Annotated in this window: 10 protein-coding genes; 7 read left to right on the top strand and 3 right to left on the bottom strand. The window is 38.8% G+C overall.

Features of this window, described 5'->3' with window-relative positions; all coding sequences use genetic code 11:
- Positions 1 to 16 precede the first annotated feature (16 nt).
- The 3 genes from NP781_RS17845 to NP781_RS17835 form a co-directional block, all read right to left on the bottom strand.
- Positions 17 to 154 (bottom strand): teichoic acid D-Ala incorporation-associated protein DltX, encoded by a 138-nt coding sequence (locus NP781_RS17845; protein WP_004228095.1) that lies wholly within the window; start codon positions 152 to 154, stop codon positions 17 to 19.
- 279 nt (positions 155 to 433) lie between these two features.
- Positions 434 to 2,080: an alkaline phosphatase gene (locus NP781_RS17840; protein WP_257520494.1), complete on the bottom strand. Its 1,647-nt coding sequence runs from the start codon at positions 2,078 to 2,080 to the stop codon at positions 434 to 436.
- A gap of 148 nt (positions 2,081 to 2,228) precedes the next feature.
- Positions 2,229 to 3,476: a transglutaminase domain-containing protein gene (locus NP781_RS17835; RefSeq protein ID WP_257520493.1), complete on the bottom strand. Its 1,248-nt coding sequence runs from the start codon at positions 3,474 to 3,476 to the stop codon at positions 2,229 to 2,231.
- Positions 3,477 to 3,681: 205 nt separating this feature from the next.
- Here NP781_RS17835 and secG point away from each other — a divergent pair, with 205 nt between their 5' ends.
- The 7 genes from secG (at position 3,682) to NP781_RS17800 (ending at position 12,001) form a co-directional block, all read left to right on the top strand.
- Positions 3,682 to 3,909, top strand: coding sequence for a preprotein translocase subunit SecG (gene secG / locus NP781_RS17830; RefSeq protein WP_004228101.1), 228 nt, complete (start codon positions 3,682 to 3,684; stop codon positions 3,907 to 3,909).
- Between the two features lie 186 nt (positions 3,910 to 4,095).
- On the top strand, positions 4,096 to 4,842 hold the full coding sequence (locus tag NP781_RS17825) for an alpha/beta hydrolase (protein WP_257520492.1): 747 nt from the start codon (positions 4,096 to 4,098) through the stop codon (positions 4,840 to 4,842).
- Positions 4,843 to 4,878: 36 nt separating this feature from the next.
- Entirely contained in the window at positions 4,879 to 7,347 is a 2,469-nt protein-coding gene (gene rnr, locus NP781_RS17820; RefSeq protein ID WP_257520491.1) for a ribonuclease R, read from the top strand.
- Between the two features lie 71 nt (positions 7,348 to 7,418).
- A complete protein-coding gene (gene smpB, locus NP781_RS17815; protein ID WP_009373233.1) occupies positions 7,419 to 7,883 on the top strand; it encodes an SsrA-binding protein SmpB in 465 nt (154 codons plus the stop codon).
- 229 nt (positions 7,884 to 8,112) lie between these two features.
- Positions 8,113 to 9,528 (top strand): FAD-binding oxidoreductase, encoded by a 1,416-nt coding sequence (locus tag NP781_RS17810; RefSeq protein ID WP_221681196.1) that lies wholly within the window; start codon positions 8,113 to 8,115, stop codon positions 9,526 to 9,528.
- Entirely contained in the window at positions 9,515 to 10,855 is a 1,341-nt protein-coding gene (locus tag NP781_RS17805) for a (Fe-S)-binding protein (RefSeq protein ID WP_237497365.1), read from the top strand. Before NP781_RS17810 ends, NP781_RS17805 begins: the two co-directional genes overlap by 14 nt.
- A gap of 45 nt (positions 10,856 to 10,900) precedes the next feature.
- Positions 10,901 to 12,001, top strand: coding sequence for a CdaR family transcriptional regulator (locus tag NP781_RS17800; protein ID WP_221681197.1), 1,101 nt, complete (start codon positions 10,901 to 10,903; stop codon positions 11,999 to 12,001).
- The last annotated feature ends 13 nt before the right edge of the window (positions 12,002 to 12,014 follow it).

Genomic DNA, 12,014 nt, shown 5'->3' with positions numbered 1-12,014 from the left:
TTTTAATCTCCTTTATTTAAAATTCCGTATATATAAATGGTCCAGCGTTCATATCATGGAAGCCATGTATAAGAAACAACAGTACCAAAACAATCAAATAAAACAGCGTGAAGCCAATGAAGCGTAAATACTCATTATTTTTGATGGATTGCATTTGTCCACCTCCAATGAAAAAAAGTATAGGATTAAACTTTCAAAAAATAGTAATTTACTAGTTAAAAATCCTTACCTTATGTTTTTAACACTGATTTGACGGAATGTGGAGAAAAATGTTGCTGAATTAAGATGAATTCAGTAAATCATAAGATTAATTTAATGTAAATTTAAGGTTTTGGGGGGATATGTAGAGTTTACAAATTATTGGCTGGTTTACTTATGTAAAAAAAGCACGAACATAAGGAAATAATCTCAACTTATGTTCGCGCTATTATTTTTATTTCACTTGATTAATAACTTTTTTAGATACATAAAATTCAGAGCCATTGTAGACATTGATTGTATCAAATGTATGAGTCTTTGCCGTGTTTGAGGAAGTTTGTTCATACGTCATCGTGTTTTTGTTGACTGGAATTTTCACTGTGACATCTGCTTTTTGCGCAATAAATGTTGGATTTTCTTTATCCGATAAGTCGATTTTTGTTGTAAATCCTTTTTCCGTAAATGCCTTCGTTGCAGGCACATATAAATCATTTGTTAATGTGTTTAAGTCAAAGCCCATAAAGCGTGCCATTGTATGAGCTAAATCAGTGTTTTCTACTAATCCTGTCAATTTAGAAGGACCAAATGAATATAAGAATACATCTTCACCCGTATGGCCACCTGTTGTATAACCGATGTTTGCACGATTGGCTAGCATTTTTACCATTTCACTACCTAAGTCTTTAGCAGACTGTAATGTTTTAAGCTCGTCCTCCGTTAATGAATCTAAGCCATAAAGAGCAGCGACCTCAACTAAATTAGAGCGATCTTCTTTTAGCTGGCTTAAAGCTCCTTCAATGGTCATCGTAGCTTTTTTTAACGGGTCGATGTAAGCAGAGACTGGAATGCTAGAATAGGTACTAGTAGTGTTAGCGTTCCCCATCGTAATGCCGCTATTTCCATGATCAGTTACTGCAATGACTAGAGTATTACCGTCTTCCTTCGCAAAATCGACTGCTTCTTTCACTGCATCATCGAATGATAATATATCGCTAATGATACCAATTGTATCGTTGGCATGTGCAGCCCAGTCAACCTTGCTACCTTCTACAAAGAGGAAGAAGCCATCCTCATCCTTTTTCAGCGTATTGATTGCTTTATTCGTCATTTCAGCAAGTGTAGGCTCAGATGCTCTTGTTTTTGCACGATCTAAATCATAAGCAAGTGCACTTGGTGCAAAGCTTCCCCAAATTTTTGAGGATTGACTATTAAATAGCTCATCGCGCGTTTTAACGAGATCATAATTTTTTTCATTCAAAACCTTGATTAAATCCTCGCCATCTTGACGAGCATTTTTTGATGTGCCTGGTGATAGTGATTCCAGACCACCGCCTAAGACAACATCAATATTTTGATAAACCTGCTGCTCTGCAATATCCCCATATTGACTTCTATTGTTGACATGGGCAGAAAAACCAGCTGGTGTAGCATGTTGAATTTCGGAAGTAGAAATTAATCCAGTAGCCTTACCTTGCTGCTTAGCTCCTTCTAGCACATTGGCTACAGGGCGGAAGGCTTCATCCTTAGCGATTTGCGCTAATCCAGGGGAGTTGATCACAGATGGGAGAACACCTATATATTTATCGTTCGATTTATGGCCAGTTGCTAATGCTGTCGCAGCAGGCGCGGAATCGGTAATGGCAGATTCAGCAGAATATGTGCGCATAGCACCTGATAAAATTTCATCCATTGCTAGGCTTTCACCTTTATACCAGCGGGAAAGGGTGACAGCATTATTACTACTACCATCCATCACAAGCATAATGACATTTGTCGGTTTCTTTACTTCGGCTGCATGTACCTCTTGCTGTGAGATACTAACTGCGGATAAAGTCACTGCACTTGCTAAAAACAATGAAGTCCATTTTTTTGCGTATTTCATGATTTTCCTCCTTTAGATGAATTCAACTGTAAGTGTAAAGGAAGGGTGTAAAGCTAGCGTTAAAGGTTTGTTAATGAAATATGGTAATTATGTAAATGAAAGGGGAGGAAAGAATCTGTGTAAGGGTCACACAGATTCTTTTGGGGCATTACAAATTTTCCTGATGTTGTGCACCATCGATCGTTTCATAATATAAAATGTCTTCTTCAATGTACAAGTTGAGGACTTCATCTTCAAGTAAGACTTCTTCAGAGCCGTCCTGGACATTAATTTTTGTTAAATAACCGGCATTGTCATAGTCACTGCAATAAATGGAATCATCATAAGTAGCTAAATAATAGCATGCTGTTTCTGTAATTTGATTGTTTTCATTTGTGTCTAAATTATAGGAATAGACCATATTATCTTTGATATTATTATAATAAATCACATCATCGACAGTATTGGCATACCACATATCATGCATAAAATCATAATTGTTATTTGTAGCAGTAAAATAATTTTCATTAATCCATAAATGATCTTGGCTTAATTTTTCATCACTGACTAAAAAGTATTCATAGGAAATCGCATAAGGCTCCGCTGAATCCACGTCATTCCACGTTGTATCAAGATGATACCAATTGCCATCGATACTGACTAAATTCCAAGCATGCAGCTGATCCTCACTATAGCCATATACGTATTTCGCTTCTACATCCGAAGCTAATAGTAGGCGATAAGCTAGTAGAGCATAAGCTTGACATACCGCAGTTTCTTCGTTTATCAGCTCAAAAACCGTTTGTCCCTCAGTAGAGCCTTGTTCAGTATAAGTGGCTAACTGTACAACCGTATCATTAATGATTTTAGCACGTTCAAAATCTGTCATATCTGTCGAAATATACTGATCAGCAAAAGCCTCTACATATTGATCGACCTTTTGCTCCTTTTTGGCATCTGTTAAGTAATCAATCGACAACTCTACCAAATAGCCATTATCTATTTCCCAAGCCGTCCATTCATAAGTAAGAAAATAACCAGCTGTATAGGGATCGACGAAGGAAAGCAGGCTATTTAAGTCATTCAGCTGCACCTCAAAATCTTCGAAGTTTAGCTTCCCCGTATAAGGGACTTCAAAGTGCTGTTCAAACTTTGCTACTTGTTTTTCAACTTTTTTAGTGAATTGTAGTAAGGCAGGATCATCCTTAAATAATGAGGTTGAGAAAAGATCATTAGGTGAAAAAGAGGCAGATAGCGCTTTACTTTCTGGTTTCTTCATATCATTCTCTGTATCTTCTGCTAAGGTTGTGGTTGTTACATCCTCTTCCTCAAGAAGTAGGTCAATGGCCTTTGAGCATGCCGTAAGAAAGGGAATCATGCAGCATAGTACTAGCAGCGCTGTTATTTTTTTATTCATTTTCCCACCCTCCAAAAAAGTTCATTTTTGCCATTATAATTTAATTTGTAGGGAGTGACATCCACAAATAGTAGCATAAGTCGACAAGGATGGAAGCATGAGGCGGAAAATTTCCAGCAAAACATAAAGCGAAGTTTGTCATCACAACCTTTTTTTGTTATAATGTAGTCTGTTGTGATGTTTCAAAGTTCGGGAGGTGCAGTGAATGCATACAGTAGTATTAGTTTCATTAGTTATCGTATCATTAGCGTTAATCGTTGTGGTATTACTTCAATCTAGTAAAAGTGCAGGCTTATCAGGTGCCATCTCGGGTGGAGCTGAGCAACTATTTGGAAAGCAAAAAGCACGTGGTATGGATTTAATCCTTCACCGTGCAACAATTGTGTTAGCTATAGTGTTCTTTTTATTAGCAATCGCTATTACAAAAATCTAATAGTTGAAGATATATCGCCTAACCGAATTGGTTGGGCGTTTTCTTTTATCATTGTTAAATGATAAATTCTCTCTCTGTAGTAAAAAATGAATGGTAACGCAATAACCAATGATCCGCTAGGCATCATCGAGATGACGAGATTGGGTATAGTATGTATAAGTGTTTTAGAATGAAGGAGTGCTTACAGTGAACAAATCATTATCACAGCCATTTTTCTTTCAGGCAGGACCACGTGCTGTTTTATTATTACACGGCTTCACAGGAAGCTCTGCAGACGTACGAATGCTTGGTAGATTTTTAGAGAAAAAAGGGTATACTACATTAGCACCTCACTATAAAGGTCACGGTGTGGAACCAGAAGAACTAATCACAACAGGTCCAGCAGACTGGTGGCAGGATGTTATTGCCGCCTACAAACAGTTACAGGATGCTGGCTATCAGGAAATAGCCGTTGCTGGACTTTCATTAGGCGGTGTTATGGCATTAAACGTTGCATTAAATAATCCTGTTAAAGGAATTGTGACAATGTGTGCCCCTATGACAATGCGTACAACCGACGTTATGTTTGAGGGTGTCTTGAAATATGCAAGGGACTATAAAAAGTTCCAAGGAAAACAGGAAGAACAAATTGAAGCTGAAGTTGCAAGTATTGCTGACAAAGGCATGCCATCTCTACAGCAGCTTCGAGAATTTATAGTCCGCACTCGTCAAGAAATTGACATGATTTATGCGCCTATTTTCGTCGTACAAGCTACAAATGATGAAGTAATAGAGACAGAATCTGCCAACATTATATATAATCAAACTGAGTCACTTGAAAAGCACATCAAGTGGTATGAAAACTCAAAACATGTTATTACATTAGATCAAGAAAAAGATCAATTACATGAGGACATTTATCGCTTTTTAGAAAGCCTAAATTGGGCACAATAATATAAATAGGATTTTCTCATGAAGGAGGGAATATGTATGAAAGACCAAAAAGATACACTACAAAGTCGTTTACTCGATTTTTTCAGCACAGATGATTATAAACCACTAACAGTCGGTGAAATCGAGGATGAATTTGGCTTTGAGGATGCGGAGGAGTTCAAGGAGCTTGTGAAAACACTTGTCCGCATGGAAGGGCAAGGCTTAGTTGTGCGTTCCCGCTCCAATCGCTATGGCCTACCAGAGCGTATGAATTTGCTAAGAGGTAAATTTATCGGACATGCGAAGGGCTTTGGCTTCGTGACACCTGACGTCGAGGGCATGGATGATGTGTTCATTCCACCGCATGAAATTAACGGTGCCATTAACGGAGACATCGTTCTGATACGTGTTTTAAAGGAATCATTCGGTGATCGACGTGAAGGTACGGTTACAAAGGTCGTCGAGCGTGGTCAAACAAGCTTTGTCGGTACATTCCAGGCTAACCGTGGCTTCGGCTTTGTTGTTCTAGACGATAAAAAGCTACCAATGGATATCTTTATTGCCAAAGGAGATACATTAGGGGCTGTCGATGGACATAAGGTTGTTGTTGAGGTAGCAACATGGCCAGAGGATTTAAAATCTGCTACAGGCTATATTACAAAAATTTTAGGGCATAAAAATGATCCGGGTGTGGATATTTTATCCATTTTGTATAAGCATGACATTCCACCTGAATTCCCAGATGAAGTCATTGCTGCTGCACAGCGCGTGCCAGATGAAATTACAGAGGCCGATTTAGTAGGTCGTCGTGATTTACGTCATGAAACGATTGTGACAATTGATGGGGCAGATGCAAAGGATTTAGATGATGCCGTAACTGTAACGAAAAATGTAGATGGAACTTATAAGCTTGGCGTACATATTGCAGACGTAAGTTATTATGTAACGCAAGGCTCGGTCATTGACATTGAAGCTTACGATCGTGCGACAAGTGTTTATTTAACAGACCGTGTCATTCCAATGATTCCACATCGTTTATCAAATGGCATTTGTTCATTAAATCCACAGGTTGACCGTTTAACACTATCCTGTGAAATGATTATTGATGCGAATGGTAATGTGGTTGCACATGAAATTTTCCAAAGTGTCATTAAAACGACTGAGCGTATGACATATAAGGACGTTTACAAGATTTTAGAGGAGCAGGATGAGGCACTAATTGAACGCTATGAGCCACTTGTTCCAATGTTTAAAAACATGGCTGAGCTGTCGGGTATTTTACGCCTTAAACGCGAAATGCGAGGAGCCATTGACTTTGACTTCAAAGAATCCAAGGTAATCGTAAACGAAGAAGGATGGCCCGTTGATATTGAATTACGTGAACGGACAGTAGCGGAGAAATTAATTGAAGATTTCATGCTAGCTGCCAATGAAACAGTGGCAGAGCACTTCCACTGGATGAATGTACCGTTTATATACCGTATTCACGAAGATCCAAAGCCTGAGAAGCTTCAACGCTTCTTTGAATTTGTCACGAACTTCGGTATTTTAATTAAAGGTACTGGTAATACCGTTCATCCTAAGGCATTACAGGATGTATTGAAGGCCATTGAAGGTATGCCAGAGGAGCCTGTTATCTCAACGATGCTCTTACGTTCAATGCAGCAGGCGAAGTACTACCCTGAAAGTCTTGGACATTTTGGCTTATCAACGGATTTCTATACACACTTCACATCACCAATTCGTCGTTATCCTGACTTAGTTGTACACCGTTTAATTCGTACGTATTTAATTAACAAGGATACATCGAGAGAAACCATTGCACAGTGGAGTATGGCAATGGATGAAATTGCTGACCACACGTCTGAGCGTGAACGTCGTGCTGTTGATGCAGAACGTGATACAGACGCACTGAAAAAAGCACAATATATGTCCGACAAAATTGGCGAAGAATTCGAAGGGATTGTTTCATCCATTACAAACTTCGGTATTTTCGTTGAGCTACCAAACACCATCGAAGGACTAGTCCATATTAGCAATATGACTGATGATTACTACCGCTTCGATGATCGTCAAATGATTATGATCGGGGAACGAACGAATCGCCAATTCCGTATTGGGGATGAAGTGACAGTTCGTGTGGCAAATGTCATTATTGAGGAGTCATCCATTGACTTTGAAATCGTTGGAATGGTAACTTCATATGGACGAACACGAAAAGCAGCACCAACTGTTATTCATGCACGTAAAAATTACAGCGATAACAAAGGTGAACGAAGTCGCCGAAGCACACGCAGTGATGAGGAAAAAGGCGGACGTGGTGGCAATCGTAGAGGCGGTCGTCAAGAGGATGATCGTGGAACTCGTAGCACCAAGCAAGGTGAACGACGCGAAAGTGACCGGGATCCGCGTGGTCGCCGCAAAGATGACTCAAGCCCAGGTCCTAAAAAACGCGTGAAGCAAAAGCAAAAGTTCTATGAGGGCATTGCCAAAAAAGGCAAAAAGAAAAAAACAAAACGTAAATAAGCCTAAGCGAAAGTATTCATTGAAAGGGTGCTTTCGCTTAAGCTCAACCTTTTAAGTAGAGGGTGAAAGATATGGCAAAAGGTTCTGGTAAAGTATTAGCACAAAACAAAAAAGCAGGACACGACTACTTCATCGAAGAAACAATTGAAGCAGGCATGGTCCTAACTGGCACAGAAATCAAATCCATCCGTGCAGGCAAAGTCCAACTGAAAGACTCCTTTGTCCGCGTCCGCAATGGCGAAGCATGGATCAACAATATGCACGTTAGCGCCTTCGAACAAGGCAACCGTTTCAACCACGATCCACTACGCACCCGCAAGTTGCTGCTCCACAAAAAGCAGATCGGCGAGCTAGTCGGTGCCGTAAAACGTGACGGCTACACAATCGTCCCATTGAAAATGTACATCAAGGATGGCTACGCCAAGCTCCTAATTGGCATCGGTAAAGGGAAAAAAGACTACGATAAGCGTAGCGACATGCGCAAAAAAGAAGCTAAACGCGAGATGGAACGTGCCTTCAAGGAACGCCAGCGTTAAAAAGGCTGATGAGAAAGCAGGCAAGTGCCACACTTTCTCATCTGTTTTTTTCTATATTGAAGCAAATTTGTTAGAAGCTGTTTGGATAAATCCAACAGCTTCTTTTTTTGGTCCGATAACACAAAAAAATTAAAATATAATCCCCTTTTTTATCTTCTAAGACATATGTTTAGAAAATTCCAACAATTAAAATTGTAGTAACTACATAATTCATTTCGAGGTGAGTCTTATGAATAAAACAGTTATCGAAAAAATTACGCACATTGTTGGTGAAAAATACGTAAAAAGCTCAACTGCACAGCTCTTAGCTTATTCCTATGATGCAACAGCAAACTTCCAGCGCTTACCTGATCTTGTTATTTCACCAGGGAATGCAGAGGAAATTGCGGAGGTTTTAAAAGTATGTAATGAATATAAGATTTCAATTATTCCTCGAGGCTCTGGGACAAACCTTGCAGCAGGAACGGTGCCTTATGAGGGAGGGGTAGTGATTTTATTTAATAGAATGGATCAAATTGTAAATTTTGATAAGGAAAATTTAACGATTACAGTACAGCCAGGTATTATATCCGAGAATCTTTGTATATTTGTTGAATCACATGGTTTATTTTACCCTCCTGATCCAAGCTCAATGAGAATTTCTACAATTGGTGGCAATGTCAGTGAAAACTCAGGTGGCCTGCGGGGGTTAAAATACGGTGTAACAAAGGATTATGTGAAAGGGTTACAAATTGTTTTACCGAACGGAGATATTCTAGAAACAGGTGGCAAACTAGCAAAGGACGTAGCAGGCTATGACCTCACCTCATTATTTGTTGGAGCAGAGGGAACATTAGGTGTAGTAACAGCCATTACCTTAAAGCTTATCCCTTTACCACAATATAAAATGACGAGCATCGCATACTTTGAATCTTTAGAGGATGCAGCGAGAACAGTATCTAGTATTATTGCACATAAAATCATTCCAGTAACGCTAGAATTTCTTGATAAAAAAACAATTAGCGCCGTCGAGCAATATATGAAAATAGGTCTCTCAACAGATGTAGAAGCAATGCTCCTACTCGAGCAGGATGGTGAAATGTATCAAGTAGAACAAGATGTCAAAGAAATGGTACGAATTGCGGAAGAAAATGGTGCTCTTTTTACGCAAATTGCAAAAGATGCACAGGAAGCGGAGCAAATTAAAACAGCAAGACGTGTCGCATTATCAGCATTAGCAAAATTAAAACCGACAGTTATTTTAGAGGATGCCACAGTACCACGATCAGAGCTGGCCAAAATGGTGAAGAGAATTAATGATATTTCCGAAAAGTACAAGGTCAATATTGCCACATTTGGTCATGCAGGCGATGGAAATTTGCATCCTACATGCTTAACAGACCTGCGAGATGAAGATGAGATGCACCGTGTGGAAGCGGCATTTGCGGAAATTTTTGAGGCAGCACTTTCGCTAGGTGGCACGATTACAGGGGAGCACGGTGTAGGTGAAATGAAGGCACCTTATTTAGAATGGAAGATTGGTCCTGTTGGTATTACTGTAATGAAAAACATTAAGCAAGCCTTTGATCCAAACAATATTATGAATCCTGGCAAAGTTTTTGCAAAAGAGACGAAGAAAAGAGTGGTGGTAGATGGTGGCAACTAATGTTCAGCAGCAAATGCAACAATCCTTCGAGACGCATATCGATGAAAATTTATTACTGGACTGTATGAGATGCGGTTTCTGTTTGCCAAGCTGTCCGACATATCTTCATACAGAGCAAGATGAGGCCCAATCACCTCGTGGGCGTATTGCCTTAATGAAGGCGGTGCGTGATGGAATAGTACCCTTTGATGCGTCCATTGAGAAGTCATTTGATTTATGTTTAGGATGTCGTGCTTGTGAGCCAGCATGTCCGGCTGGGGTACAGTATGGTGCTTTGATTGAGCAAACGCGTGAGGCGGTACAAGAAGTGAAGCACGCATCCCTCGTAGAAAAAACAACACGTACAATTGTTTTTAATAATCTTTTCGTCAAACAAAAAAATATGCAACATGCCGTCAGCCTACTGCATCTTTATCAAAAAACAGGCCTACAAAAGGCTGTGCGAAAAATTGGCTTTTTAAATTTATTCCCCAAGCATGTAAAAACAATGGAGGCATCTCTACCACCCATAGCAAGAAAAATACAGCCATTCAAACAGGTGAAACCAGCTACGATGAAGGTGGCCTTTTTTACAGGCTGTTTAATGGATACGCTTTATAAGGAAACAAACGATAAAACAGTATTCTTGCTACAAATGCTTGGTGTGGATGTTATTATTCCAGATAATCAAAGTTGCTGTGGGGCTCTGCATGGACATAGTGGGGAGCTAAAGCGTGGTAAGCAAAACTTAATTCGTAATGTAGAGCTATTTGATTCAGATGATTACACTTATATTGTTAATAATGCTGGTGGCTGTGGAGCTTTCTTGAAGGAGTATGAAAAGCATTTACAGAGTGATGATCAGTATCGTGAAAAGGCAATTCGATTTTCTGAGAAGACAATTGATATTTCAAGCCTGCTTGTCAAAGCTGGTCTGCTTGATTATTTAGCCACCTTGCCTCAGCAAGCAAAGCAAACACTTGTAACGTATCAGGATTCCTGTCATTTACGCAATGTCAATAAAGTCTTCAATGAGCCAAGAATGATTTTACAGGCACTACCAAATGTCCTTTTCACAGAACTGCCAAATGCCAACACTTGTTGTGGTTCAGCAGGAATATATAATTTATTGCAACCTGCATCAGCTAATGACATTTTAGCTACAAAAATGGCAACGATTAAGGCGCTACAGCCCACAGTTATCGTTACGGCCAATCCTGGTTGCTTGTTACAAATTCAATCTGGTATCCATAAGGAAAAGCTAGAATCAAGCATGTATGCCTCACATATTGTTGATTTTATCTACAAGAGCATAGAAAACTGTAGTAAAATAGCTAAAATATACTAAATTTTCGGCATAATCAGTATATTAATCTTTATGGGGGGTGGCACAATGTTTGATTTGCAAATAATTGGCACAAAAATTGTAAGAGAGCTTGGTGAGTTGATTGATCAAAATGTTGTTGTAATCGATCATAATGGATTTATTATTGCCAGCACAGACATGTCGAGGATGAATCAATTTCATGAAGGTGCTTTAATAGCCATGAAAAACAAAGAAGTCATGCATATGACGAAGGAGCTGTCGATTCAATTGAAGGGTGTGCGTGAGGGTCTTGTCATGCCATTAGTTATTGAAGATACATCAATTGGAGTAATTGGTGTTACTGGCCAACCTGCGGAAATAGAAAAATATGGGAAACTTGTTCAGAAAATTACACAGTTTTTTGTGGAAGATTTTTTAATGCACCGTAAAAAAGAACGAGAGACTAAAATGTTTGAGCTCTTCCTGCTAGATTTATTAAATGGTCAGGTAAATCAATTGTTGCTAGAGCAACGAGCAGAAATGTTAAATATTGATACAGAGCTCTACAATCGAATTATTATAATTCAATTGAATAAGAGAATCGATGAGAAGGGGGTGGATTATTTGCGTGCAATTCAAATAATCCATCCTCAATTACATATTTTTCAATGGAGCTTTGATAAGCTAGTGTTGCTTGTCCCAAAAATAACGCGTATTCATTTAGAGCAAACACTTCATTCATTTAACCGCAAACTTATAAAGCTATATGATGACGATATATTTATAGGTGTCGGCAACTCACATTCCTTCTTTGAGCTAAATGCATCCTACAACGAAGCAAATATAGCGTTAACGGTTGCTATAGAAAATAGACAAATAGTATTTGAAGAGGATTTGAAATTAGAGTTACTATTGTCCGACCTTGATGAACAAAAGGTTGGCCATTTCATCGGCAGAACAATTGGTTCTTTATTAGAGGAAGAAGAACTAATATACAATCTAGAAATGTGGCTAAAAAGTAAAGGGGGCTTACAGGAAATTGCTGATGCCCTTCATATTCATAAAAATACATTAAAATATCGCTTAAAAAAAATAGAAAAGCTTTTAAAGATTGATATAAATAATAATGAAAATAAATTGGAATTAATGATTGCTATTTTGCTGTTTCGAAAAAGAAAAAGCGTTTAATGAAATACTTAAA

The sequence above is a fragment of the Lysinibacillus sp. FN11 genome (genome assembly GCF_024628845.1).
GTDB lineage: Bacteria > Bacillota > Bacilli > Bacillales_A > Planococcaceae > Lysinibacillus > Lysinibacillus capsici.
Note: the sequence above shows the minus strand (reverse complement) of the source record. Positions and strands in the feature narration are given on the sequence as shown.

Coding starts and splice junctions, on each gene's coding strand:
- NP781_RS17845 (WP_004228095.1), bottom strand. CDS start 154: ATGCAATCCATCAAAAATAATGAGTATTTACGCTTCATTGGCTTCACG.
- NP781_RS17840 (WP_257520494.1), bottom strand. CDS start 2,080: ATGAAATACGCAAAAAAATGGACTTCATTGTTTTTAGCAAGTGCAGTG.
- NP781_RS17835 (WP_257520493.1), bottom strand. CDS start 3,476: ATGAATAAAAAAATAACAGCGCTGCTAGTACTATGCTGCATGATTCCC.
- secG (WP_004228101.1), top strand. CDS start 3,682: ATGCATACAGTAGTATTAGTTTCATTAGTTATCGTATCATTAGCGTTA.
- rnr (WP_257520491.1), top strand. CDS start 4,879: ATGAAAGACCAAAAAGATACACTACAAAGTCGTTTACTCGATTTTTTC.
- smpB (WP_009373233.1), top strand. CDS start 7,419: ATGGCAAAAGGTTCTGGTAAAGTATTAGCACAAAACAAAAAAGCAGGA.
- NP781_RS17810 (WP_221681196.1), top strand. CDS start 8,113: ATGAATAAAACAGTTATCGAAAAAATTACGCACATTGTTGGTGAAAAA.
- NP781_RS17805 (WP_237497365.1), top strand. CDS start 9,515: ATGGTGGCAACTAATGTTCAGCAGCAAATGCAACAATCCTTCGAGACG.
- NP781_RS17800 (WP_221681197.1), top strand. CDS start 10,901: ATGTTTGATTTGCAAATAATTGGCACAAAAATTGTAAGAGAGCTTGGT.